Source organism: Ramlibacter tataouinensis (assembly GCF_027941915.1).
GTDB lineage: Bacteria > Pseudomonadota > Gammaproteobacteria > Burkholderiales > Burkholderiaceae_C > Ramlibacter > Ramlibacter tataouinensis_C.
Genome location: NZ_CP116009.1, coordinates 4,405,047 through 4,429,548, shown reverse-complemented (window position 1 = coordinate 4,429,548; position 24,502 = coordinate 4,405,047). Strand labels below are relative to the sequence as shown.

The 24,502-nt window shown below is 67.3% G+C and carries 18 protein-coding genes and 1 pseudogene; 6 read left to right on the top strand and 13 right to left on the bottom strand.

All coding sequences use genetic code 11. From position 1 onward, the window contains the following. Positions 1-261: 261 nt before the first annotated feature. The 4 genes from tagH (at position 262) to upp (ending at position 4,925) form a co-directional block, all read left to right on the top strand. A complete protein-coding gene (tagH, locus tag PE066_RS21255; protein ID WP_271234503.1) occupies positions 262-1,590 on the top strand; it encodes a type VI secretion system-associated FHA domain protein TagH in 1,329 nt (442 codons plus the stop codon). A 62-nt stretch (positions 1,591-1,652) separates the two neighbouring features. Continuing rightward, positions 1,653-2,921 (top strand): GTP cyclohydrolase II, encoded by a 1,269-nt coding sequence (locus PE066_RS21250; protein ID WP_271234502.1) that lies wholly within the window; start codon positions 1,653-1,655, stop codon positions 2,919-2,921. A gap of 58 nt (positions 2,922-2,979) precedes the next feature. After that, positions 2,980-4,248, top strand: a complete 1,269-nt coding sequence (locus PE066_RS21245; RefSeq protein ID WP_271234501.1) for a URC4/urg3 family protein — start codon at positions 2,980-2,982, stop codon at positions 4,246-4,248. 47 nt (positions 4,249-4,295) lie between these two features. After that, positions 4,296-4,925: a uracil phosphoribosyltransferase gene (upp, locus tag PE066_RS21240; protein ID WP_271234500.1), complete on the top strand. Its 630-nt coding sequence runs from the start codon at positions 4,296-4,298 to the stop codon at positions 4,923-4,925. A gap of 15 nt (positions 4,926-4,940) precedes the next feature. On the opposite strand, the gene PE066_RS21235 is transcribed toward upp, so the two are convergent. The 3 genes from PE066_RS21235 to msrB form a co-directional block, all read right to left on the bottom strand. After that, positions 4,941-5,369: a cupin domain-containing protein gene (locus PE066_RS21235; protein ID WP_271234499.1), complete on the bottom strand. Its 429-nt coding sequence runs from the start codon at positions 5,367-5,369 to the stop codon at positions 4,941-4,943. Between the two features lie 171 nt (positions 5,370-5,540). After that, a complete protein-coding gene (gene msrA, locus PE066_RS21230; protein WP_271234498.1) occupies positions 5,541-6,242 on the bottom strand; it encodes a peptide-methionine (S)-S-oxide reductase MsrA in 702 nt (233 codons plus the stop codon). Between the two features lie 11 nt (positions 6,243-6,253). Beyond that, positions 6,254-6,754 (bottom strand): peptide-methionine (R)-S-oxide reductase MsrB, encoded by a 501-nt coding sequence (gene msrB, locus PE066_RS21225; RefSeq protein ID WP_271234497.1) that lies wholly within the window; start codon positions 6,752-6,754, stop codon positions 6,254-6,256. A gap of 100 nt (positions 6,755-6,854) precedes the next feature. Between msrB and PE066_RS21220 the strand changes: the two are divergent. Beyond that, positions 6,855-7,710, top strand: a pseudogene (locus PE066_RS21220) (amidohydrolase family protein); the annotation flags it as partial. Positions 7,711-7,964: 254 nt separating this feature from the next. On the opposite strand, the gene PE066_RS21215 reads toward PE066_RS21220, so the two are convergent. From PE066_RS21215 to hrpA, 5 genes are all read right to left on the bottom strand, one after another. Next, positions 7,965-9,797 carry a helicase HerA domain-containing protein gene (locus tag PE066_RS21215; protein ID WP_271234496.1) on the bottom strand — a complete coding sequence of 611 codons (1,833 nt, stop codon included), beginning with the start codon at positions 9,795-9,797 and terminating at the stop codon, positions 7,965-7,967. Between the two features lie 206 nt (positions 9,798-10,003). Beyond that, positions 10,004-11,248 (bottom strand): SIR2 family NAD-dependent protein deacylase, encoded by a 1,245-nt coding sequence (locus tag PE066_RS21210; RefSeq protein WP_271234495.1) that lies wholly within the window; start codon positions 11,246-11,248, stop codon positions 10,004-10,006. Positions 11,249-11,332: 84 nt separating this feature from the next. Next, positions 11,333-13,108: a DEAD/DEAH box helicase gene (locus PE066_RS21205; protein ID WP_271236635.1), complete on the bottom strand. Its 1,776-nt coding sequence runs from the start codon at positions 13,106-13,108 to the stop codon at positions 11,333-11,335. A 182-nt stretch (positions 13,109-13,290) separates the two neighbouring features. Beyond that, positions 13,291-14,487 (bottom strand): MFS transporter, encoded by a 1,197-nt coding sequence (locus PE066_RS21200; protein ID WP_271234494.1) that lies wholly within the window; start codon positions 14,485-14,487, stop codon positions 13,291-13,293. Further along, positions 14,487-18,494 (bottom strand): ATP-dependent RNA helicase HrpA, encoded by a 4,008-nt coding sequence (hrpA, locus tag PE066_RS21195; RefSeq protein WP_440480555.1) that lies wholly within the window; start codon positions 18,492-18,494, stop codon positions 14,487-14,489. Before hrpA ends, PE066_RS21200 begins: the two co-directional genes overlap by 1 nt. A 14-nt stretch (positions 18,495-18,508) precedes the next feature. Here hrpA and argA point away from each other — a divergent pair, with 14 nt between their 5' ends. Beyond that, entirely contained in the window at positions 18,509-19,858 is a 1,350-nt protein-coding gene (argA, locus tag PE066_RS21190; protein WP_271234492.1) for an amino-acid N-acetyltransferase, read from the top strand. An 81-nt stretch (positions 19,859-19,939) separates the two neighbouring features. Here argA and PE066_RS21185 read toward each other — a convergent pair whose 3' ends face one another. The 5 genes from PE066_RS21185 to PE066_RS21165 form a co-directional block, all read right to left on the bottom strand. Further along, positions 19,940-20,461 carry a disulfide bond formation protein B gene (locus PE066_RS21185; RefSeq protein WP_271236634.1) on the bottom strand — a complete coding sequence of 174 codons (522 nt, stop codon included), beginning with the start codon at positions 20,459-20,461 and terminating at the stop codon, positions 19,940-19,942. Between the two features lie 49 nt (positions 20,462-20,510). Then, a complete protein-coding gene (locus PE066_RS21180) occupies positions 20,511-21,605 on the bottom strand; it encodes a sulfate/molybdate ABC transporter ATP-binding protein (protein WP_271234491.1) in 1,095 nt (364 codons plus the stop codon). A gap of 16 nt (positions 21,606-21,621) precedes the next feature. Then, positions 21,622-22,503, bottom strand: coding sequence for a sulfate ABC transporter permease subunit CysW (gene cysW, locus PE066_RS21175; protein ID WP_271234490.1), 882 nt, complete (start codon positions 22,501-22,503; stop codon positions 21,622-21,624). A gap of 1 nt (position 22,504) precedes the next feature. After that, positions 22,505-23,353, bottom strand: coding sequence for a sulfate ABC transporter permease subunit CysT (cysT, locus tag PE066_RS21170; RefSeq protein WP_271234489.1), 849 nt, complete (start codon positions 23,351-23,353; stop codon positions 22,505-22,507). Between the two features lie 99 nt (positions 23,354-23,452). Continuing rightward, on the bottom strand, positions 23,453-24,445 hold the full coding sequence (locus PE066_RS21165; protein WP_271234488.1) for a sulfate ABC transporter substrate-binding protein: 993 nt from the start codon (positions 24,443-24,445) through the stop codon (positions 23,453-23,455). Positions 24,446-24,502 lie beyond the last annotated feature (57 nt).

Sequence of the window (24,502 nt, the reverse complement as noted above, 5' to 3'; positions counted from 1 at the left end):
CTCTTGGGCGCCTTGTCCGGATCGCTAGAACTCTTACATCCGTTTACTCTTGTGTCAATTAGTTGAACTTGTGACAGTCGTATACATCGCACAAGCTATCCCGTTCGGGGGCTTGACAACAGATCCGGGCGTGCAGCACTGCACAGCTATGATGCGAACGAGGTCCGACCGCCGGACGCAACGGGGTCCCCGATGAACACTTTCGTAGCCCTGGACAGCGGCGCTACCCCACGCTGAGCTGCCCGTCCATTACCCGATCGCGTGTCGTTCCTCCTGCACTTCTCCGGCCCCGCGGCCTTCGAGCAGACGGTCGCCCTCAAGCCCGCCACCCCGGCCGTCGTGGTCGGGCGGGACAAGGAAGCCGCCGTCTACCTGCCCGACACCGAGCGCCTGGTCTCGCGCCGCCACCTCTCCATCGCCTGGAGCGAGGCCGGCGCCCGGCTGCAGGTGCTGTCGGGCAACGGCATCAACACCGACCACGGCGACTACTTCTCCGGCGACGAGGTCGTACTGGCCGATGGCGAGTCGGCCCGGATCGGGTCGTACTCGCTGATCGTTTCGGCCGAGCCGGCGGCGGTCGACCTCGACGCCACCAGTTTTTCCGGCATGGGCACGCGCCCGGTGCCGGCCGGCCCGGTGACGCTCTCGGCGCCGGAAAAGGACACGGCGGCCGCGGCCACGGACCCGTGGGCCGAGCTGCTGTCGCAGCACGCGCCCAAGCCGGCGCCCCAAGCGGCCCCCACCCCGCCGGCAGCGGCCGCCCCGGTAGCGGATTCCGCCCCGCCTTCCAGCGGCCTGGTGCCGGACGACCCGTTTTCCTCCTCCACCTCCTGGCGGCTGGCCGACGACATGGCCGGCCCCGATCCGTTCTCGATCTCCTTCGTCGGCCGCTCGGGCGTGGACATCCCGATGGACGCCCCGCCGGCGCCGGCGCCCTCGGCGGGCGCCGCGCCCAGCTTCGATCGCACCCAGGTCGGCGACACCACGCTGCAGGCCCTGTGCCGCGGCCTGGGCGTGCCGCCCCCGGCCGGCGACGCCGACTTCGACTGGGAAACCTTCGGCGCCTCGGTGCGCCACGTCGTCCAGTGCCTGGGCGACCACCTGGGCTCGCGCCTGGGCGCGCGCCGCGACATGCGGGCCGAGGACAGGACCCTGCTGGGCGCCCGGGAGAACAACCCGCTCAAGGGCGGCCTGCCGCTGCAGGAGATGCTGCAGTACCTGCTGTTCACGCCCGACGGCGTGGGCAGCTACGCGCCGGCCCGCAAGGCGCTGCAGGAGGTCGCCGACGATGCCCGCTCGCACGAGGCTTCGCTGCGCACCGCCGCGCGCGGCCTGGCGGAGGGAGCGATCCGGGAGTTCGACCCCGCCAAGCTGCGCGGCACGCTGCTCAAGGGCAGGATCAGCATGACGGCGCTGGTGGACAACGCCCGCCTGTGGGACCTGTACACCGCCCACTACGAGAAGAAGTCGCAGCAGCTGCCGGAGTGGACCGAGCAGCTGTTCAACCGCTACTACATGGCCGCCTACCTGCGCGAGGTGGAAAAGCTGCGCCGTGCGCGCCTGCCGCCGGCGGCGCAGCGCACCGAATAGCCCCATCGGCGGCCCACGGGGCCGGCGGCGAGGGCTAAAGTCTCTTCTTTGAGGAGCCCGCCATGTCGCCCCAAAGCCCAGCGCCGCGGCACATCCGCCTGACCTCGCATGCCGGCGGCACCGGCGCCCCGGCCATCCGCTGGGCCGCCGCCAACCCGGCCGAGCGCGGTCCGGTGGTGGGCACCACCAGCTCGCGCGCGCACCGCAACGTGATCGGTACGCACAGCGGTTCGTACAGCGTGTACCGCGCGCTGGCGGTGGCCGCCGGCGCGCTCTCGCCCGGCCACCGCGCCGACCTGACCAACACGGCGCCGACCCACGCCATCGGGCCCCATCCGCAATGGAGCGAGCCGGGCCGTATCGTCAGCCTGGATCCCTGGGGCGCGCAGGTGGCCGAGGTGTTCGCCGAGGAGATCGGGCTCGGGCTGGACGTGCGCCCGACCATCGCCATCACCCAGGCCCACGTGGTCCTGCCGGAGATCATCGAGGCCGTGCACAAGGGCCGCCTGCAACCCGACGGCGAACTGCTGCTGCCCAGCGGCGCGGCCATGGTCACCAAGGCCGCGATCGAGCCGGTGTGGCACCTGCCCGGCGTGGCCCGGCGCTTCGGCTGCACCGAGGCCGACCTGCGCCGCGTGCTGTTCGAGGAGACCGGCGGCATGTACCCCGAGCTGGTCACGCGCGGCGACCTCGACGTCTTCCTGCCGCCGATCGGCGGCCAGACGGTCTACATCTTCGGCAACCCGCGTGACCTGGCCAACGCCGGCGTGAAGCTCACCGCGCGGGTGCACGACGAATGCAACGGTTCGGACGTGTTCGGCTCCGACATCTGCACCTGCCGGCCCTACCTGACGCACGCCATCGAGGAATGCGTGCGCGGCGCGCAGCCGCGCGAAGCGGGCGGGCGCGGCGGCGTCGGCCTGATCGCCTACTCGCGCAAGGAGGGCCGCGCCCTGGGCGAAGTGACCAAGTTCCTGGTCTACAACGCACGCAAGCGCCAGCTCGGCGGCGACACCGCCGACCAGTACTTCGCCCGCACCGAGTGCGTGGCCGGCGTGCAGGACATGCGCTTCCAGGAGCTGATGCCCGACGTGCTGCACTGGCTGGGGGTGCGCCGCATCCACCGGCTGGTCTCCATGAGCCACATGAAGTACGACGCCATCACCGGCTCGGGCATCGAAGTGGGAGAGCGCGTGAACATCCCGGACGAACTGATCCCGGCCGACGCGCGGGTCGAGATGGACGCCAAGATGGCGGCCGGCTACTTCACGCCCGGCGCGGTGCCCGATGCACAGCGCCTGAAGGCCACGCGCGGCCGGGGTTGGGCATGAACCGGCAGCGGCGCACCGGAATGCTCGAGCCGCCGCGCGCCGGACGGAGGGTCGTCCCGTGAGCGGGCAGAACGAATTCGTGCACGAGGTCTCGCAGGCCGAGGTCGCCGCCACCATCCTGCGTTCCACCACCACCGTGCGCGAGCGCTGCGGCCAGCTGCTGGACCGGGCCCGCGTCGGCCATTCCGCCTGGTTCACGGTGGACGATGGCCGCATGCGCGCCGCCGCCGCCGAAGTCGCCGCCGCGACGCGCCGGCGCTATCCGGGGCTGCAGGTGCCGCTGCACAGCCGCTGGCGCCACTTCGAGGCCGGCGGCGTCGACCGCCGCGGCCAGCTGGAAGCGCTGCTGGGCGACGTGCCGCCGGCGACCCGGGCGCGGGCGATGATCGACCTGACGGTGGTCAGCGTGCTGCTCGATGCCGGCGCCGGCAGCGACTGGAAGTACGTCGATGCGGCCAGCGGCCAGACCTACACCCGCTCCGAAGGGCTGGCCGTGGCCAGCTTCCATGCCTTCACCGGCGGCATGTTCTCCAGCGACAGGCTGCGCCCGCTGCAGGCCGACGCCGAAGGCCTGCGCTCGCTGGTGACCGACCGGCTGGCCCAGGTGCTGCAGGTCGGCGAGGCCAACCCGCTGGTCGGGCTGCAGGGCCGCGCCGTGCTGCTGCGCCGCCTGGGCGAGGCGCTCCAGGAGCAGCCCGAAGTGTTCGGCGATCCCGGCCGGCCGGCCGGGATCTTCGATCTGCTGATCGGCGCCGAGGGCGGCATCCCGCCCTCGGCCGACGTCGACGCCCACGACATCCTGTCGCAGCTGCTGGTGTCGCTGTCCGGCATCTGGCCGCTGGGCACCCGCATCGGCGGCGTGCCGCTGGGCGACGTGTGGCGCCATGGCGCCGTGCGCGGCGATGCGGAATCCGACGGGTGGGTGCCGTTCCACAAGCTCACGCAGTGGATCACCTACTCGCTGCTGGAGCCGTTCACCTGGGTTGGCGTGCAGGTGCGCGGCCTGGAGCGTCTCACGGCCCTGCCCGAATACCGCAACGGCGGCCTGCTGATCGACAGCGGCGTGCTGCAGTTGCGCGAACCGGAAGCGGCGCGCACCGTCTGGCATCCGGGCGACGAGATCATCGTCGAGTGGCGCGCGCTCACCGTGGCGCTGATTGACGAGCTGGCCGGGCTGGTGCGCTCCGAACTGTCGCTGTCGCCGGACCAGCTGCCGCTGGCCGGGGTGCTGGAAGGCGGCACCTGGGCCGCCGGGCGCGAACTCGCCGGGCGCGCCCGCAACGGCCTGCCGCCGTTGCAGGTGCACAGCGACGGCACGGTGTTCTGAGTCGCCTCGCTATATTCGGTGCACTCTTTTCAGAACAAGCATCTCCCATGTCCCAAGTCCACCTGATCGATCATCCGCTCGTCCAGCACAAGCTGACCCTGATGCGCAAGAAGGAGGCCAGCACCAACAGCTTCCGCCGGCTGCTGGGCGAACTGGCTTCGCTGATGGCCTACGAGGTCACGCGCGACATGCCGATGCAGGACGTCGAGATAGAAACGCCGCTGGAGAAGATGACCGCCAAGGTGATCGACGGCAAGAAGCTGGTGTTCGTCTCCATCCTGCGCGCCGGCAGCGGCATCCTGGACGGCATGCTGACCGTGGTGCCCGGCGCGCGCGTCGGCCACATCGGCCTGTACCGCGATCCCAAGACGCTGACCGCCGTCGAGTACTACTTCAAGATGCCGCAGGACATGCACGAGCGCGACGTGGTCGTGGTCGACCCGATGCTGGCCACCGGCAACTCCGCCATCGCCGCGGTCGAGCGGCTCAAGGAGCTCCAGCCCAAGTCGATCAAGTTCGTCTGCCTGCTCACCTGCCCCGAGGGCGTGCAGGCCATGCAGCGCGCCCACCCCGACGTGCCCATCTACACGGCCGCCATCGACCGCCAGCTCAACGAGCACGGCTACATCCTGCCGGGCCTGGGCGACGCGGGCGACCGGATCTTCGGGACGAAGTGACGGGCCCGGCCCCGGTCAACGCACCGGGTCCAGGAATGGCGTGGCGGGATCGCTCACGTAGAAGATCACCACCTTCAGGGGGGCGGTGGCGCTGCGGTTGAAGCCGGTCATCGCGATCCGGGGCGGCTCCACGTAGGCTTGGCCCGCCCGCACCACCATCGGTGCGCGGCCCTCCAGCTCGAGCGTGAACTCGCCTTCCAGCACATAGACGGTCACCGGCGAACGATGCGTGTGGAACACCGTGCGGTCGCCGGGCTGGAAGGTGGCCGTGAACACGCGCACCTGCTGGCGCTCGCCGCGCGGCATCTGCTCGACGGTTTCCGACAGCACCTGCTGGGGTTTTGCCAGCCCCGCCTCATTGGGCGGCGCGGCGGCATCGGCCACCGGGCAGCCGAGCAGGACGAGCGCGGCAAGGGCACTTGGGAAGCGAGCGTGCGAACTCATGGCGGCTCCTGGAGCGTGTCGTGGAAATCCAGTCTAGGCGGTGCTCGCCGCCGCGGAAAGTTGCGCCACTCAAGCGGCATGCTGACCATGGCGTGCGGCGGACGCGCTGCGCCAGCGCGCGCACGCGCTGCGGGCCGAAGCGGACCGCCTGCTGCCTGCGGTGCTGGTGATTCAGCCCTTGCCTTGGGCCGACACCAGGACCGGCTTGTCGCGATAGAACTGCGGCAGCGTGGTCTGCAGGTTGGCGACCTTGGGCAGGTCGAAGGTGGCGATGTACGGCGAATCGGGATGCCGCGTCGCGTAGTCCTGGTGGTAGGCCTCGGCCGGGTAGAAGCCCTTGAGCGGTACCACCTGCGTGACGATCTTCGACGGAAACACCTTGGCCGCATCGAGCTGCGCGATGTAGCTTTCGGCCACGCGCTTCTGGTCGGCATCGCGGTAGAACAGCGCCGAGCGGTACTGCGGCCCGGCATCCGGCCCCTGCCGGTTCACCGTGGTCGGGTCGTGCGCCACCGAGAAGTAGACCTGCAGCAGTTGCCCGTACGTGACCTGCCTGGGATCGAAGGTGACCTGCACCGATTCGGCATGGCCGCTGGTTCCCATGCTCACCGCGTTGTAGTTCGCGCTGGCCTGGTCACCGCCCGCGTAGCCCGACACCGCGTTGAGCACGCCGCGGGTGTGCTGGAACACGGCCTGCACGCCCCAGAAGCAGCCGCCGGCGAAAACCGCCGTGTCGGTCGGCGCCGTGACCCGCAGGTCCTGTGCCGGTGGCGGCAGCGGCACCGCCTTCTCGGCCGCGACGCCGCTGCCGAGAATACCCCAGGCCGCCAGCGCCACCGCGGTGGCGCCCAGCATCAACGAACTTGTCTTCATGGCCACTCCTTTCAGGCGGCGCCCGGCGTGAACGCCAGCGCCAGGCCGTTCATGCAATAGCGCAGGCCGGTGGGCTTGGGCCCGTCATCGAACACATGGCCCAGGTGGCCGCCGCAGCGGTGGCACAGCACCTCGGTGCGCACCATGCCGAAGGTGCTGTCGCTCTGCTCGTCGACCACCGCCTTCGACAGCGGCTCGTAGAAGCTGGGCCAGCCGGTGCCGCTCTCGAACTTGGTCCTGGACGAGAACAGTTGCTGCTGGCAGCCGGCACAGCTGTAGATGCCAGCGCGCTTTTCCTTGTCCAGCGGACTGCTGAAGGGCCGCTCGGTGCCGGCCTTGCGCAGCACGTCGAACTGGGCAGGCGTGAGCAGCTTGCGCCACTCGGCCTCGGTGTGCACGACGTCGCGTGCAGGTGCCGCATGCGCGGCGTGGGTGGCACTGCTGCCCCACAGCGAACGCAGCCCGACGGCTGCGCCCGCCAGGGCCATCCATGCGCTTCGACGCGTCATCATGGTGCTCGTCCCTGTCCTGGGTTGACATGGTTTGGTCCGGGAAGCGTGGCCATTGGTTCCGCGCCCCGGCAGCCCGGCAACGGACTATTCTGGTGCCACCATGCTCGACCTGCTCATCACCAACGCCACCCTGCCCGACGGCCGCACCGGCATGTCGGTGGCTGTGCAGGGCGACACCATCGTCGAGGTCACGCCCGGGCTGCAGACACTCGCGCACGAGACGGTGGACGCCAACGGCCAGCTGCTCAGCCCGCACTTCTGCGATCCGCACTCAAGCCGCAGCTCACGGCCGAGGACCTCATCGAGCGCACCCTCGCCTACCGCGACTGGGCCGTGGCGCGCGGCTGCTGGCCATCCGCAGCCACGTGGACACCAGCGACCCGAGCCTGCTGACGGTGCAGGCCATGCTGGAGGTCAAGAAGCGCGTGGCGCCCTACCTCGACCTGCAACTGGTGGCCTTTCCGCAGGATGGCCTGCTACGCACAAAAGGCGGCGTCGACAGCCTGAAGAAGGCGCTGGACCTGGGCGTGGACGTGGTGGGCGGCATCCCGCACTACGAGCGCACCACGGCCGAGGGCGCGGCCAGCGTGAAGCTGCTGTGCGATATCGCCACCGAGCGCGGCCTGCCGGTGGACATGCACTGCGACGAAACCGACGACCCGCTGTCACGCAACATCGAAACGCTGGCCTTCGAAGCGCAGCGCCTGGGCCTGCAGGGCCGCGTGAACGGCAGCCACTGCACCTCCATGCACAGCATGGACAACGGCTACTTGAGCAAGCTGCTAACGCTGATCGCAGAGAGCGGCGTGAGCGTTGTGGCCAACCCGCTAATCAACATCACGCTGCAGGGGCGGCATGACACGTATCCCAAGCGGCGCGGGATGACGCGCGTGCCGGAGCTGATGGCCGCCGGCGTCACCATGGCCTTCGGCCACGACTGCGTGATGGACCCCTTCATCGATGGCCCACCTTCCAGAGAAGCGGCACCGGTGGACGGCCCGAGTGCTGCACTTGGACGGGTACCGGCCCGCACGATCGCAGCATTCCGCAGCCTAGGACCGCGCCGCCTTGAAGACATTGGCGCATGCCGCGCCAGAGGTCCAGTTGGCCCGGGAACGTCAGCATGCAGCACTCCCAGTCCCCGCGCTACATGTTGCCCGGACTCAGGAGAAGACGACCGTGAGGCCCGCCGCTGGAGAGCGGTACTTGCCTAAACCTTCGAGCAAGCGAAAGCCGGCTTAATGTATGCGTTGATGTACTTGCCTTTCGACTCTGCCTGCATCAGCTCTTGGTACATCGACTGCGGCACGTTGTAGTACTGATATATGCCGCTCTTGAACTCGACTTCCAAGGTGCTACTCGGGTCGTCATATCCAATGGAGATGACAGACGATGATTCAACCATTTCACGTTCCATTTGCTCAATCTCCTCCTGGGACAAATTATTGCGGACAGGGCGAACTGAAGCCCATAGCGGATTTTGGGATCGCCAAGACGCTGCCATGCGCCCATAAGCTTCTGGCAATCGTTCGATTTGCCACCTGTCAGCTACTGCCGGATCTTCGCTATTGGGGCGATTATTCTCATCCGGCAATGTAATTCGACATCGGATCGGCAACTTTGCGGCTTCACCCGTGATGATGGCCTCGCCTACGCGTAGCACCGGAAGACTGTCGACTACTCCAGAAAGGTTGTCGGGCAGCGACGCTAGAACCTTCTGCCGGTCAGAGGCATTGGATAGCCGTAACGCGATGAATGTCCCACATTGCGAAAGGATAGTTTCGTCAACTTCAGAGGGTCGCTGACTGACCACCATCGCGCCTATGCCGAATTTCCGCCCTTCCTTTACGATCCTCTGCACCATAACGCGGGCCGGCCCGTCGGAATCTTTTGAGAGGTAACGATGCGCCTCCTCCAAAACCACCAGAAGTGGTCGAGCTATCCCGCCCTCGCTCTTCTCCCTTCCCCAGAAGAGTCCTTCATAGATGATTTTAAGGATTGCGCCAATCAGACGACCCAGAACGCTGCTTGGAACACCAGACAGGTCCAAAATCGTCACAGGTTTCGAGTGCCCGAGCCAAGCGCCAAGAAGACCAGGCAAGTCCTTGACGGAATTGCCGGACAGGTCCGGCTCCCAATCCCCGGGATGAAGTAGAAAATCAAACTGCTTATCGAGTAGCCGAGAGCGCATCTGATCCAACTGGCGCCTGATGCTAAGTACGCCTGCATGATTTATGTATGGCGCTGTATTACCGGCCGAGTGCGGCTGATACTTTGGTGGCCTCAAGGTCTCGGCATCTCCAGCTTCCACGAGTGCGGGCGTCGTAGTTTTTGTGGAATCGAGCCAAGTCTTAACCTCGGGATCAAGGAGCTCGAGCCATAGCTTCTTAAGGCTAAATGGCACAGGGCTATCGCTCGTCAGCGAATTGGGGTCAAGTCCCGCCACCGGGGCTGCGGCAATCAGCTTCGACTTGTAGTCGAAGACTTTATCCAAAATCGGGGTAATCTGCTTGTCTTCCAGTTTCCCCATAAGAAACGATAGAAGCTCCACTGGCTCCAAAGCCCAAAATGGAATATGCAATGGCTCCTCTCCGGCAGACGGATTTACTTTGAAGACCGTCGACACACCCTTCAAGGCCCGGCTGTACTCTCCATGCATGTCGAGCAGCAGGATCCTCGCATTTGGGAATCCAGACGCTCCCTCTTCACCGCCTCCGAGTGCTACTGATCGCAGCAGGCTGGAGACAGTGGTTGACTTACCAGCGCCAGTCGACCCGAGTACAGCGCTATGTCGTGTTACGAGCTTGTCGAGATCGATGCGAACTGGAATTCCCTCAGCGCTCGCTAAGCGACCAATCAGCACTTGCCCGCTATCTTGAGTCCCGTAAATAACCGCGAGATCCTCTTCTGTTACGAGATGAACTTCGTCCTTCACATTGGGATACTGGCTAATACCTCGTTCGAATGCCGCACCGACGATTTCGCCAACAAGCTGAATTGTCATCCAGCGCTCGCTCTGACTATCAAGATCATGCGCTGTCATTGGGGCAGCATTCGCGCCAACTTCGGCAACGATCCCATATAGGTCTTGGTAGCCCTGCGGAATCCGTACGAAACTCCCAACTTGGCCGACCCGATAGCTCTTACCTCCAATAATTGCAATTCCAGACGACACACTAGGCGATTGCCGAACACTCACCGTGGCGCCCGTTACAGCACCAACATGCCCCAAGAGAGTGGGTGAAGACGTCATGACGAAATCACCTCTTGACTAGCTGCTTGAGTACCATCTTCATCGGCCTGACCATCTGGCGCCGACGGCGATGCAGGCGGCGCTGCAGAAGGTAAATACTGCGCCGCCCGTGAAGAAGCAAAGAATCGAGCCAATTTGTCGAACTGTCCCAGCTTAAATTTGGCGCCCCCGCCATCTTGGTCAACTCCCCAATAGGAAGCTCTAATCGGCCCCCAGTCTCGTGACGGCAAGTCGCCCGGCATCCAAGGGGCAGCAATCCCGTTAATAACGGCTTTGTCGGGGGAGTAGATGCTCATGTTCGCGCGACGTCCAGCAATATCTCTGGCGTGCACTTCTTCTTCGAGAAATTTGAACTGAAAAGCAAAGACGCTTGCTGACGGATTAGCCGCAAGACACTCGTCAATAAGTGCGGAAATATGTGCATCAGCGAACGAGAACCCACTTGCGATCAAGAGCGTATCCGGCGTCATCAGGAATGCGCGCAACCGATCAAAGAGCGCAGCATACGGAGCCTTTTGTGTCTGGTCGTACTTTAGATGCTCCGGAAACACTAAGTGAGTGGCACTTGAGTTGCCCGATCGAATCACTTCGCCGCGGTCATTTCCTGCCCAGCCCAGAGAACCGTGAAGCTTCCACAGTCGCGTCCACCGAGCAGGAAGATCATTGTTCGCAACTGATGAAGGATCGAAAAATGGATGATACGCACCTGCGAACCCGTCGAAGAATGGAACTCGTGCACGTTCAAATGCTTGCTCAAAGAGCAAATCATAGTTAGTCGTGAAGATTTCGATTGGGAAGGCGCGCCCGGTGCCGCTGATCCAAGTAACAATCTCAATGTAAGGCGATGCCCCCTCGAAGAGCGGTTTGTTTACTATGCGTCCAATTTCACTACAAATCTGAGCACTCAACTCTCGGTAACCATCTCCATCTAGACCATGTACCTTGGTCTTTCCGATGACCCCGGCGAGACTGCGGATTCGAGAGAGGATCGTTTCGATATTCGGAGAACTTAACTCACCTTTTATTGCATCGAGGGTAGCGCCGTGCTTCTCTTGGAGCGCCTGCATCACCGCGGTTGTTAGCCCTGCCACAGCAGGGATCAGAGGAGCCGTACTTCCAGGCGGACAAACACCAGCAGGAGCACCAGCACCGATCAATAAGCCAATCCGCTTTCGCCCCTGCGCAATGATTTGTCGAAGGCTAGCCATGTATTGGTCCGGATTGTGAACCGTGATCGTCATATACCTCCTAAATGCAGCTGTTCACCACTTAACTGCGAAGTTCAAGAGCTTCCGCGCTGCCCGTCTAGGTCTTATGCAGGCCGCTCAGGCGGCCGGTGTGTTGCCAAGCAAATTTCTGACGAAATCGCCTTCGGAGGCGATCGGTATTACGAGTTTGCTTGTTGCTCTGGTTGACGCGACATAGAACACGCGGGCTTCTTCCCTTTCGTCCTCTTCGCCACTCGGGAACTGCCCCACCCCCACCAACGCCACCACCGGCCACTCCAACCCCTTGCTCGCATGCATCGTCATCACCTTGATCGCATCGGCCAGCGGGTCGTAGTCGCCTGACGACTTGCGCACCTTGTGCGGCAGCCGGCGCGCCTTCAGCGCGCGCGCCACGTCGTCCAGCTGCGCCTGCCTGCGGCACAGCACCGCCATATCGCCCCACGCATGCCCCTCCTGGTGCGCGCTGGCCAGCAGTTCAGCGATCTTGGCCGGCTCCTCGCTCGGGTTCGGCAGCCGAATGATCAGCGGCTCCGGTCCGTCGCGCCCGCAGCTCATGGGCTGCACCATGGGCACGCCGTCGTCGTCCTGCTCCTCGGGGGTGAGGAACTTGGCCGCGACGAGGTTGGCGGTCTGCAGGATCTGGCGGGTGTTGCGGTAGTTGATGCGCAGGATGGTCGTGCGGCCCGACGCCTGGATGCCCACGCTCTTGAAGCTGAAGCCGCGCGCCTTGCTCTTGCCGTAGATGTCCTGCGCGCTGTCGTACAGCACCAGCAGGCTGTTGGTCTCGGGGTCGACCATCTGCGTCACGAGCTTGAGCCACTCGGGCTGGAAGTCGTGGCCCTCGTCGATCAACACGGCCTGGTACTGGCCCGAGGGGATCTGCTTGCGCTCGACGCCGCGGATCACGTTGTCGACCATCTCGGCGAACACCTTGTCGCCGTAGCCCTCGGGGACCGGCTGGCCGAACGCCACCAGCTGGTCGCGGCACCATTTGTGGAAGTTGCGCGCGTGCACCCGATCGGCCAGGCCCTTGGCCGCGAACTGCGCTTCGAGCTTCTGTGCCAGCGGCTTGTTGTAGCAAAGCACGAGGATCGGCTTGGCTGACGGAATCTTGGCCAGGTGCTCGGCGCGGTAGCCCAGGATCATGGTCTTGCCGGAGCCGGCCACGCCGTGGATCACCCGATGGCCGTCGCCGAGGCTGCGCGCGAGCTGCTCCTGCTGCAGGTCCATGACGCGCACGATGTCCGGCACTTCGTCGGCCTCGTCCGCGAACAAGCTGCCCTGCTGCGGAATACGCACCTGCGGAAACATGATCCAGCGCACCCGCTCCAGTTGCGGCAGCGAGAGCACCGCGCCGAAGGCGTGCGGGAACATGTTCCAGAGGCGTTGCTGGAACGCCTCCGGATCGGCCGACTCCAGCATCTCGTCCTTGCAGATCGCGTGATGCGGCTCGATGGCCTGGTCCAGCCCGGCGTCCGTGAACTGCTTTCGGGTGATGTTGGTGAACACCACGCCGTGGCCCCAGGGGAAGGCGAGCTTGCCTCGATGGGGGCCATCCTGCTGCACGAGCTGGGAGTCGCGCTCCAAGGCGTTCACGACCTGGATCGCACAGTGCCGGGCCTGTTGCAGCGGATTGATCATCACCTTGAGATCGCCGTCCGGCGTGATCTCGAAGCGCTCACGGGTGGCGCTCTTGATCGTCTCCAGCCGCCAATCCTTGGCTTCGAGGATCAGTACGCCGCGTCGGGGATGAATGACGACGAAATCGGGATAGGTCTGCTTGGGCCCCACCGGGACGTCGTACCAGAGCAGGTAGTCGTCATCGAGCTTCTGCTCCAGCCGCTCGGCCAGCCTTCTTTCCCCTGCGGTCATGCGGCCCACGCACGACCCGAGGGCGGGTATCAGTACTGCCACTGCCTTGTCTCCCTTCAGGGACCATCATCCAGGATGTATCCGTGTGTGACAAGCAAGGACCGGACAAGGGCGGCGTTGCGCAACAACGCAGAAGAAAAAAGTAGCAAGCAGTCGGTGCCCAGCGTCGCCGGACCTCCGCCTCAGCGCCGCTTCAGCACCCTGCCATACAGCAGCAGTTGCGCCGTCAGGCCCAGCAGCGCCCAGCCGAGCATCACCAGCCCGAGGTGGGTCTGGCCGTCGTGGGAAACCAGGCTGACCACGAAGCCACCGGAGGCGCCGAGCAACTGCTGGGTCACGCCGGCCAGGGCGGCGGCGGCGCCGGCCAGCGCCGGGACCAGGCCGACTGTGCCGATCAGCGTGGGTGGCACCAGCAGCCCGTGGCCGATGCCCAGCAGCAGCAGCGGCAAGGCCAGCGCCAGTGGATGGCGAACGCCGGCCAGGCCCAGCGCCACCACGATCAGCAGCCCGGCCAGGGTCAGCGCCTGGCCGCGGTTGACGATGAAGGCGTCGCTGCGCCGCTGCGCGAGCCGCATGGTCACGAAGTTGCCGAAGATGTAGGCGACCGGGATCACGCCGATGTACCAGCCCAGGTGCTCGGGTGGCACGCCATAGCCCTTGAGCACCAGCGGCGTGCCGCCGAGGAAGCTGTAGAAGGTCGCCGTGGTGGACGCGAGCAGCAGCACGTACAGCACGAAGGCCGGCTGCCGCAGCAGTTGCACGTAGCCGGCGAGCAGCTGCCGCAGGCCGCCGGTGGGCTTGCCGGCCTGCGGTGGGCGGCCGGGCAGCCCGCGCCAGGCCGCCACCATCAGGACCAGCGCCACCCCCGCCATCAGCACGAAGTTGGCCTGCCAGCCGAGCTGCACGTGCAGCTGCCCGCCCAGCAGCGTGGACAGCGGCGGCACCACCCCCATGGCCATGCCGATGAAGGCCATCACGCGCGTGCGCTCGTTGCCGTGGAACAGGTCCTGCACCAGCGCGCGCCCGGTCACCATGCCGGCCGCACTGCCCGCACCCTGCAGCACGCGGCCGAGGGTGAGCACGGTCAGGTTCGGAGCGGCCGCCGCCACCAGCAGGCCCACCAGCGAGACCGACAGCCCGATCAGCAGGACCCGCTTGCGGCCGATGCGATCGGACAGCGGCCCGTAGACCAGCTGCATGCAGCCGTAGGCTGCCACGAAGCCGGCGAACGTGAGCTGCACCGCCGCCTCGCTGGCCTGGAACTCGCCGGTCCAGTCCTGCATCGAGGGCAGGCAGATCGTCATGGCCAGCAGGCCGAAGGCGAGCTGGGCCACGAGGTTGGCCGTCAGGAGAACGGGGTTGGGCCCGGGAGCGTGCATCAGCTGTTCACCTGCGCCCAGACCTTCTCGAGCCGTTTCACGCTCACCGGCTGCGGCGTGCGCAGCTCCTGGGCGAACAGGCTCACCCGCAACTCCTCCAGCAGCCAGCGGAAGTCCTGCATGCGGTCGTCGACCTGGCCCTTGCGCTCGGCGACCAGCCGCCAGTAGCGCTGCTCCTGCGGCTTGACATCGGCCATCCGGGCGGTGTCGCGGGCGGGGTCGGCGCGCAGCTTGTCCAGGCGCAGCACGATCGCCTTGAGGTAGCGCGCGAAGTGCTGCAGCGCCGGCCAGGGCGTGTCGAGCAGGAAACGCTTGGGCACCAGCCGCTGCAGCTGCTGGGTGGCGTCGGCGCTGGCGTCGGGATGGCCCTTGGTGTCCTTGATCTTGCGGGCGGCGGCGCCGTACTCGGCCAGGATGGTGGCGGCCAGCCGCGCCACTTCGTTGGCGATCAGCGTCAGCCGGCCGCGGCCCTCCTCGAGCCGGCGCTTGAACGCGGCTTCGTCGGCCGGCAAGGGGTCGAGCAGGAAGGCGCGATCCAGCGCGACGTCGATGATCTGCTGGCGCAACTCCTCCTGCGTCCCGAGCGGCATGTAGGCCACCGCCATCTTCTGCAGCTCGGGGATGTTCTTCTCCAGGTACTTGAGCGCGTCCCGGATCTGCAGGGCGAACAGGCGACGCAGGCCGATACGGTGCTTCGCCGCGGCGACCTCGGGCTCGTCGAAGACCTCGATCGCGACCGCGTCGCCCTGGTCGATCAGCGCCGGAAAGCCGATCAGGGCGACCCCACCCTTGCGCACCTCCATCAGCTCGGGCAGTTCGCCGAAGGACCAGCCGGTGTGGCGCTGGGCCGCATCCAGGCGCGGGCCGGCGACCGCTCCCGCTGGCGCGGCGGCCTGCGCGCGAGGCTCCCTGGCTGCTGGCGCCGCCCCGCCCTCGCCCGCATCGGCGGCTGGCGGATGGCTTGCCGGATCCGGCCGCGCCTTCAACCCGGCCAGCGCCTGGAACGCCCCGCGCGCCTGCGCCCCCCACTCGGCCTTGAGCGCCCCCAGGTTGCGGCCCATGCCGAGCTGGCGGCCGTGTTCGTCGACCACGCGCAGGTTCATGAACAGGTGCGCCGGCACCATGTCCAGCTTGAAGTCGGTGCGCTTCACGTCGAGCGAGGTGCGCTCGCGCACCAGCTTCAGCAGCGCATCCTGCAGCGAGCCCACGGCCCAGCGTTCGGGTGCGGTCAATTCGGCCGCCAGCTTCGCCGCCGACTCGGGCAGCGGCACGAAGCGCGAGCGCGGCTTCTGCGGCAGGCTCTTCAGCAGCGCCTGCAGCTTGTCCTTGAGCATGCCGGGCACCAGCCACTCGGCCCGCTCCTCGCTCACCTGGTTCAGCACGAACAGCGGCACGGTCACCGTCAGCCCGTCGCGCGCGTCGCCCGGCTCGTGCAGGTAGGCGGCGGCGCAGTCCACGCCGCCGAGGCGGATCACCTTGGGAAAGGCGTCGGTGGTGATGCCGGCCGCCTCGTGCCGCATCAGCTCCTCGCGCGACAGGTGCAGCAGCTTCGGGTTGGCGCGGCTTTCCACGCGGTACCAGGCCTCGAAGCTGGCGCCGTTGTAGACGTCGGCCGGCAACTGCTGGTCGTAGAAGGCGTAGATCAGCTCCTCGTCCACCAGCACGTCCTGCCGCCGCGACTTGTGCTCCAGCTCCTGCACCTGGCGCACCAGCTTCTGGTTGGCGGCCAGGAACGGCAGGCGGGTCTCCCACTGGCCGCCGACCAGCGCCTCGCGGATGAAGATCTCGCGCGCACCCTGCTGGTCGACCCGCGCGAACGACGCCCGGCGGCCGCTGTAGACCACCAGGCCGTACAGCGTGGCGCGCTCGAAGGCGATGACGTCGGCCGCCTTGCGCTCCCAGTGCGGATCGAGCAGCTGCTTCTTCAGCAGGTGGCCGGCGACGTCCTCGATCCACTGCGGCTCGATGTTGGCGATGCCGCGGCCGAACAGGCGCGTGGTCTCAACCAGCTCGGCGCAGACGATCCAGCGGCCGGGGCGCTTCTTCAGGTGGGCGCCGGGATGGCGGTGGAACTTGATGCCGCGCGCCCCCAGGTACTCGGACGAACCGCCGCCGCCGGGCCGCGCGCCGGTGGACGGGTTGGGGCCGCCCTCCTCCATCTTCCAGCCGATGTTGCCCAGCAGGCCGGCCAGCATGGACTTGTGCAGCGCCTCGTAGCCGGCCGGCTGGGTGTTCAGGCGCCACTTGTGCTCGGCCACCACCGTGTGCAGCTGCGTGTGGATGTCCTTCCACTCGCGCACCCGGCGCACGTTGATGAAGTTCTGGCGCAGCAGCGATTCGTACTGGCGGTTGGACAGCTTGTGGGCCGCGTCGGGCCCGCCGCCGCGCGCCGCATGGATCCACTCCCACAGCCGCAGGTAGCCCGAGAACTCGCTCTTCTCGTCGTCGAACTTGGCGTGCTGCTGGTCGGCCTGGGCCTGCAGCTCCAGCGGGCGGTCGCGCACGTCCTGCACCGACAGCGCCGAGGCGATCACCAGCACCTCGGCCAGCGCGCCGCGCCCGCGCGCCTCGATGATCATGCGGCCCACGCGCGGGTCCAGCGGCAGGCGCGCCAGCTCGCCGCCGACCGGCGTCAGCTCGTTGGCATCGTCGACCGCGCCGAGCTCATTGAGCAGCTGATAGCCGTCGGTGATGGCGCGCCGCGGCGGCGGCTCGATGAACGGGAACTCCTCGACGTTGCCCAGGTGCAGCGACTTCATGCGCAGGATCACGCCGGCCAGCGACGAGCGCAGGATCTCCGGGTCGGTGAAGCGCGGCCGCGACTGGAAACCGGGCTCGTCGTACAGCCGGATGCAGATGCCGTTGGCCACCCGGCCGCAGCGGCCGGCGCGCTGGTTGGCGGCCGCCTGGCTAATGGGTTCCACCAGCAACTGCTCCACCTTGCTGCGGTAGCTGTAGCGCTTGACGCGCGCGGTGCCGGCGTCGACCACGTAGCGGATGCCCGGCACGGTGAGCGAGGTCTCGGCCACGTTGGTCGCCAGCACGATGCGCCGCCCGGCGTGCGGCTCGAAGATGCGGTCCTGCTCGGCCTGCGACAGGCGCGAGAACAGCGGCAGCACTTCGGCCGTGCGCGTCAGCGGGCTGTGCGACAGGTGCTTGCGCAGGTGGTCGGCGGCCTCGCGGATCTCGCGCTCGCCGGGCAGGAAGACGAGGATGTCGCCCGCGGCGTTCCCCTGCCAAAGCTCGTCGACGGCATCGGCGATCGCCTCGTCCAGCCCGTACTCGCGGGTCTCCTCGAACGGCCGGTAGCGCTGCTCCACCGGGTACATGCGGCCGGAGACGTAGATCACCGGCGCCTTGCCCTGGGCGGAGGCGAAGTGCTCGGCGAAGCGCTCGGCGTCGATGGTGGCCGAGGTCACCACCACCTTCAGGTCGGGCCGGCGCGGCAGCAGCTGCTTGAGGTAGCCGAGCAGGAAGTCGATGTTGAGGCTGCGCTCGTGGGCCTCGTCGATGATCAGCGTGTCGTAGGCCGACAGCAGCGGGTCGGTCTGGGTCTCCGCCAGCAGGATGCCGTCGGTCATCAGCTTGACCGAGGCGTCGCGCGACAGCCGGTCGTGAAACCGGACCTTGAAGCCGACCACCTCGCCCAGCGGCGTCTCCAGTTCCTCGGCGATGCGCTTGGCGACGCTGGAAGCGGCGATCCGGCGCGGCTGGGTGTGGCCGATCAGCCGGCCCCGCTCGCCCGGCCTGGCGTTGAGCCGGCCGCGGCCCATCGCCAGCGCGATCTTGGGCAGCTGGGTGGTCTTGCCCGAGCCGGTCTCGCCGCAGACGATCACCACCTGGTGCTGCGCCATGGCCTGCGCGATCTCGTCGCGCTTGCCGGAGACCGGCAGCGATTCGGGGAAGGTGATGCGGGGAGCGGGCAAGACAGGGGCGGCGCGCGGCGGCGCAAAGCCCGTGATTATCAGGCGGCGCGCGTACCGTACACTTTCCCGCCCTGCGTCCATCCGCCCGCCAGCCGATGTCCACCGTCTTCAATTTCACCTTCGTGCCCTGGTTCCGCTCGGTGGCGCCCTACATCCACATGCACCGCGGCAAGACCTTCGTGGTCGGCATCGCGGGCGAGGCGATCGCCTCGGGCAAGCTGCAGGCGATCGCCCAGGACCTGGCGCTGATCCAGAGCATGGGCGTGCGGCTGGTGCTGGTGCACGGCTTCCGGCCCCAGGTCAACGAGCAGCTCAAGGCCAAGGGCCACGCGGCGCGCTATTCGCACGGCATGCGCATCACCGACGGCGTGGCGCTCGACTGCGCCCAGGAGGCCGCCGGCCAGCTGCGCTACGAGATCGAGGCGGCCTTCAGCATGGGCCTGCCCAACACGCCGATGGCGGGCGCCACCGTGCGGGTGATCTCGGGCAACTTCATCACGGCGCGGCCGGTGGGCATCGTCGACGGGGTCGACTTCCAGCACACCGGGCTGGTGCGCAAGGTCGACGTCGCCGGCATCCACCGCTCGCTCGACCACGGCGCGCTGGTGCTGATCTCGCCGTTCGGCTTTTCGCTGACCGGCGAGGCCTTCAACCTGAACATGGAGGAAGTCGCCACCAGCGTGGCGATCGCGCTGCAGGCCGACAAGCTGCTGTTCCTGACCGAGATCCCGGGCATCCGCATCCGCCCGGACGAGCCGCAGGCCGAGGACAACCCGATCGACACCGAGCTGCCGCTGGCCGCCGCCGAGCAGCTGCTGGCCGCGCTGCCGAACCCGCAGCAGCCGACCGACACCGCGTTCTACCTGCAGCACTGCGTCAAGGCCTGCAAGGCCGGCGTGGAGCGCAGCCACATCATCCCGTTCGCGCTGGACGGCTCGCTGCTGCTGGAGATCTACGTGCACGACGGCATCGGCACCATGGTGATCGACGAGAAGCTGGAGAGCCTGCGCGAGGCCACGGCCGACGACGTCGGCGGCATCCTGCAGCTGATCGAACCGTTCGAGCGCGACGGCACCCTGGTGCGCCGCGAGCGCAACGAGATCGAGCGCGACATCGCCAACTACAGCCTGATCGAGCACGACGGCGTGATCTTCGCGTGCGCGGCGCTGTACCCCTACCCCGAGGCCAAGACCGGCGAGATGGCGGCGCTGACGGTGTCGCCGCAAAGCCAGGGCCAGGGCGACGGCGAGAAGATCTTGAAGCGCATCGAGCAGCGCGCCCGCGCCATGGGCCTGGAGAGCATCTTCGTGCTCACCACCCGCACCATGCACTGGTTCCTCAAGCGCGGCTTCGTCCAGGTCGAGCCCGAGTGGCTGCCCGAAGCCCGCAAGCGCAAGTACAACTGGGACCGGCGCTCGATGGTGTTCGTGAAGAAGCTGGCCTGAGGCCGCACCGCTTGATCCTCAAGGCTCCGCCCCCTCTCCCCTTCGGGGGAGAGGGTTGGGGAGAGGGGGTTCGTGAAACGACTAAGCGGTCGCGCTCGGGTGCGCGGCGCCGCGCCGCCTTGCAAGCGTGGTGCAGAGCACCACGAGAAAGGCGACCACGAAGCCGCAGAACGCGAGAAAAGACCAGTTGGCGATGGAGCCGCCCAGGAAGGTCCAGTCGATCTTGGTGCAGTCGCCGCTGCCGCGGAAGATCATGGGGACGGCCCGCTTGAGCGGGAAGGTCTCGATCATCCCGTAGAAGTCGCGGCCGCACGAGACGATCTCCGGCGGGTACCACTGCAGCCAGCTCTGGCGCGCGGCGACGAAGGCGCCGAAGCCGGCCGACGCCAGCCCCAGCACGCTGGCGATGATCCAGCCGGCGCGGCGCGGGATCGCCGCCCCGAGGCCCGCGAACACCGCCACGCCGATCAGCGCGTAGCGCTGCACGATGCACATCGGGCAGGGATCCAGCCCGACCACGTGCTGCAGGTACAGGGCGAAGGCCAGCATGGCGACGCACGCGGCGAACACCAGGGCCAGGGTGCGGCGCGGCGCCGCGAACATCCACTCGAACACGACTCTTCTCCTGAAAGCGGGCGCCAGGCCCGCAGGTTCAGGCCGCGCCTTCGACGAACACCCGGGCCCGGCGCGGCATCACGACCAGCGTGTCGCCCTCCTGGAAGCCCAGCTCCCTGAATTGTTGCGCAGGAACCTGCGCCTCGATGACCGTGTCCTGACGGGCAGGGTCCGCAGCTTGGGTGTCGTCCACCGGCAGAAGTTCCAGCCGCGCGATCGGGCCGACCACGATGGCCCGGGACAGCTGGGCGACGATGCCGCGCGCGCCGGGGGTGTATCGCTGCACGTCCAGGTCGTGCGGGCGCACGTAGGCGAAGGCCTTGGCGTTCTCGGCGTCGGCATGCTCGGGCGCCTGCAGTTGCAGGCCCTCCAGGTGCACCTGGCCCTGGTGGGCGCGGCCGTGGAAGGTGTTGACGTCGCCCAGGAAGCCGTACACGAACGGGCTGGCCGGGTGGTCCCAGACCGCCTGCGGCGAGCCGACCTGCTCGATCTGCCCGGCGTTCATCAGCACCACCCGGTCGGCCACTTCCAGCGCCTCCTCCTGGTCGTGGGTGACGAAGATGCTGGTCACGTGCAGCTCGTCGTGCAGGCGGCGCAGCCAGCGGCGCAGCTCCTTGCGCACCTTGGCGTCGAGCGCGCCGAACGGCTCGTCCAGCAGCAGCACCTTGGGCTCCACCGCCAGCGCGCGGGCCAGCGCAATGCGCTGCCGCTGCCCGCCCGACAGCTGGGCCGGGAAACGGTCGGCCAGCCAGTCGAGCTGCACCAGGCCGAGCAGCTCGTGCACCTTCTGCTTGATCTGGACCTCGCTCGGGCGCTGGCCGCGCGGCTTGACGCGCAGCCCGAAGGCAACGTTCTCGAACACGCTCATGTGGCGGAACAGCGCGTAGTGCTGGAACACGAAGCCGACCTGGCGCTCGCGCACGTGCACGTCGGTGGTGTCCTCGCCGGCGAACAGGATGCTGCCGTCGTCGGCCGTCTCCAGCCCGGCGATGATGCGCAGCAGCGTGGTCTTGCCGCAGCCCGAGGGCCCCAGCAGCGCCACCAGCTCGCCGGAATCGATGTCCAGCGAGACATTGCGCAAGGCCTGGAAGTTGCCGAACTGCTTGCTGACGTTGCGGATTTCGATGCTCATGTCTTTCTGCCCTGTTTCATGCCGCGACCGGCCGTTCCGGCGGCAGCTCGGCGATGGCCTTGAGCAGCCGCTCCTGCCGCCACTCGGCGACGCTCTTGATCACCAGCGTGACCAGCGCCAGCAGCGCCAGCAGCGAGGCCACCGAGAACGCGGCCACCGACTGGTACTCGTTGTAGAGGATCTCCACGTGCAGCGGCATGGTGTTGGTCTGGCCGCGGATGTGGCCGGACACCACCGACACCGCGCCGAACTCGCCCATGGCGCGCGCGTTGCACAGGATCACGCCGTAGATCAGGCCCCACTTGATGTTGGGCAGGGTGACGTGCCAGAAGGTCTGCCAGCCGTTGGCGCCCAGCACGATGGCGGCCTGCTCCTCCTCGTTGCCCTGCGCCTGCATCAGCGGGATCAGTTCGCGGGCGATGAACGGGAAGGTGACGAACACGGTCGCCAGCACGATGCCCGGCACCGCGAAGATGACCTTGATGCCGTGCTCGGCCAGCCAGGGGCCGAGCCACCCCTGGGCGCCGAACACCAGCACGTACGTCAGGCCGGCCACCACCGGCGACACCGAGAACGGCAGGTCCACCAGCGTGGTCAGGAAGGCCTTGCCGCGGAACTCGTACTTGGCGATGCACCAGGCGGCGGCGACGCCGAACACCAGGTTCAGCGGCACGGCGATGGCGGCCGTGATCAGGGTCAGGCGGATCGCCGACCAGGCCGCGGGCTCCTTGAGGCCCTCCAGGTACGCGCCCCAGCCCTTGCGCAGCGCCTCGGTGAAGACGGCGGCCAGCGGCAGCACCAGGAACAGGACCACGAAGGCCAGCGCGGTGCCGATCAGGGCGTAGCGCACCCACGGCGCTTCGGTGGTGATGACTCGGCGGTTGGTGAGGGCCGTCATGTCACTGCCCCCCTGCCCGCTTGCGCTGCCAGGCTTGGAGCGCGTTGATCACCAGCAGCAGCGCGAACGACATCACCAGCATGACGGTGGCGACGGCGGTGGCGCCGGCGTAGTCGTACTGCTCCAGCTTGCCGATGATCACCAGCGGCGTGATCTCCGACACCATCGGCATGTTGCCGGCGATGAAGATCACCGAGCCGTACTCGCCGATCGCACGCGCGAACGCCATCGCGAAGCCGGTCAGCAGCGCCGGCAGGATGGACGGCAGGATCACCTTGCTGAAGGTCTGCCAGCGGGTGGCGCCCAGGCACATCGCGGCTTCCTCCAGCTCGCGCTCGGTGTCTTCCAGCACCGGTTGCACGGTACGCACCACGAACGGCAGGCCGATGAAGATCAGCGCGATCACCACGCCATTGGGGTTGAAGGCCAGCTGGATGCCCAGCGGCTCCAGGTACTGCCCGATCCAGCCGTTGCCGGCCAGCAGCGCCGTCAGCGAGATGCCGGCCACGGCGGTCGGCAGCGCGAACGGCAGGTCGACCAGGGCGTCGACGATCTTCTTGCCGGGAAACGAGTAGCGCACCAGCACCCAGGCGACCAGCAGGCCGAACACGACGTTGATGGCCGCGGCCAGGAAGGACGCGCCGAAGGTGAGGCGGTAGGAGGCCAGCACGCGCGGCGAGGTCACCGCGTCCCAGAATGCCGCCCAGCTCATGCCGAAGGTCTTGAGGACCAGCGCCGAGAGCGGGACCAGGACGATCAGGCTCAGGTAGAGGAGCGTGTAGCCGAGGGTGAGGTTGAAGCCGGGCAGGACCTTGCGGTTGCGGCCCCGAGCCCGGCCCGCCTTCGCCATGGAGGACGGAAGCACGGGATCCCCGCCGGCGCGGGGACGGGTTCCGCCCTCATGGCCAGGCAGCGGCCGGCCGGCCGCCGTCATGGCTGTGTTGGGCATTTACCGGACCGTGTAGATCTTGTCGAACTGGCCACCGTCGTTGAAGTGGACCTTCTGCGCCTCGGACAGCGAGCCGAACAGCTCCTGCACGGTGAACAGCTTGATCGGCTTGAACGTCTGCGCGTGCTTCTGCAGCACCTTCTGGTTGCGCGGGCGGATCGAGTGCTTGGCCGCGATGTCCTGCGCTTCCTCGGTGTACAGGAAGTCCAGGTAGGCCTTGGCCAGGTCGGCCGTGCCCTTCTTGGCGACGGTGCGCTCGACCACCGCTACCGGGTTCTCCGCGATGATGCTGATGGACGGATAGACCACGTCCACCTTGCCCTTGCCGAACTCGCGGTTGACCGACTCGACCTCCGACTCGAAGGTGATCAGCACGTCGCCGGTGTTGCGCTGCAGGAAGGCGCTGGTGGCGTCGCGGCCGCCGCGGGCCAGCACCGGCACGTTCTTGTACATCTTGGACAGGAACTCCTGCGCCTGGGCGTCGCTGCCGCCCTTCTTCTTCACGTACCCCCAGGCGGCCAGGTAGGCGTAGCGGCCGTTGCCGCCGGTCTTGGGGTTGACCACGATGGTCTTGACGTCGGGGCGCAGCAGGTCGTCCCAGTCCTTGATGCCCTTCGGATTGCCTTCGCGCACCAGGAACAGCATGGTCGAGGTGGTCGGCGCCGCGTTGTCGGGGAAGCGCTTGGCCCAGTCCTTGGCCACCACGCCGCGCTCGGCCAGGAACTCGATGTCGGTGGTGGTGTTCATGGTCACCACGTCGGCATCCAGGCCGTCGGCCACGGCCCGCGCCTGGGCGCTGGAGCCGGCATGCGACTGCTCGATCTTCACGTCCTTGCCGGTCTGCTTCTTGTAGAAGGGCACGAAGGCGGCGTTGATGTCCTTGTAGAACTCGCGCGCCACGTCGTACGAGACGTTCAGCAGGGATTGTTGGGCGGCAGCGAATCCGCTGGCCGCCAGGGCCAGCACGGCCACGGCAGTCTTGATGGTGTTCATGGTCAGGAAAAGGCTGGGCCGCAGGCGCGACCCGGGGAAAGCGGAAAAAGCGGGAAA

Coding starts and splice junctions, on each gene's coding strand:
- PE066_RS21250 (WP_271234502.1), top strand. CDS start 1,653: ATGTCGCCCCAAAGCCCAGCGCCGCGGCACATCCGCCTGACCTCGCAT.
- upp (WP_271234500.1), top strand. CDS start 4,296: ATGTCCCAAGTCCACCTGATCGATCATCCGCTCGTCCAGCACAAGCTG.
- PE066_RS21235 (WP_271234499.1), bottom strand. CDS start 5,369: ATGAGTTCGCACGCTCGCTTCCCAAGTGCCCTTGCCGCGCTCGTCCTG.
- msrA (WP_271234498.1), bottom strand. CDS start 6,242: ATGAAGACAAGTTCGTTGATGCTGGGCGCCACCGCGGTGGCGCTGGCG.
- msrB (WP_271234497.1), bottom strand. CDS start 6,754: ATGATGACGCGTCGAAGCGCATGGATGGCCCTGGCGGGCGCAGCCGTC.
- PE066_RS21215 (WP_271234496.1), bottom strand. CDS start 9,797: ATGACAGCGCATGATCTTGATAGTCAGAGCGAGCGCTGGATGACAATT.
- PE066_RS21210 (WP_271234495.1), bottom strand. CDS start 11,248: ATGACGATCACGGTTCACAATCCGGACCAATACATGGCTAGCCTTCGA.
- PE066_RS21205 (WP_271236635.1), bottom strand. CDS start 13,108: ATGACCGCAGGGGAAAGAAGGCTGGCCGAGCGGCTGGAGCAGAAGCTC.
- PE066_RS21200 (WP_271234494.1), bottom strand. CDS start 14,487: ATGCACGCTCCCGGGCCCAACCCCGTTCTCCTGACGGCCAACCTCGTG.
- hrpA (WP_440480555.1), bottom strand. CDS start 18,494: ATGGACGCAGGGCGGGAAAGTGTACGGTACGCGCGCCGCCTGATAATC.
- argA (WP_271234492.1), top strand. CDS start 18,509: ATGTCCACCGTCTTCAATTTCACCTTCGTGCCCTGGTTCCGCTCGGTG.
- PE066_RS21185 (WP_271236634.1), bottom strand. CDS start 20,461: ATGTTCGCGGCGCCGCGCCGCACCCTGGCCCTGGTGTTCGCCGCGTGC.
- PE066_RS21180 (WP_271234491.1), bottom strand. CDS start 21,605: ATGAGCATCGAAATCCGCAACGTCAGCAAGCAGTTCGGCAACTTCCAG.
- cysW (WP_271234490.1), bottom strand. CDS start 22,503: ATGACGGCCCTCACCAACCGCCGAGTCATCACCACCGAAGCGCCGTGG.
- cysT (WP_271234489.1), bottom strand. CDS start 23,353: ATGGCGAAGGCGGGCCGGGCTCGGGGCCGCAACCGCAAGGTCCTGCCC.
- PE066_RS21165 (WP_271234488.1), bottom strand. CDS start 24,445: ATGAACACCATCAAGACTGCCGTGGCCGTGCTGGCCCTGGCGGCCAGC.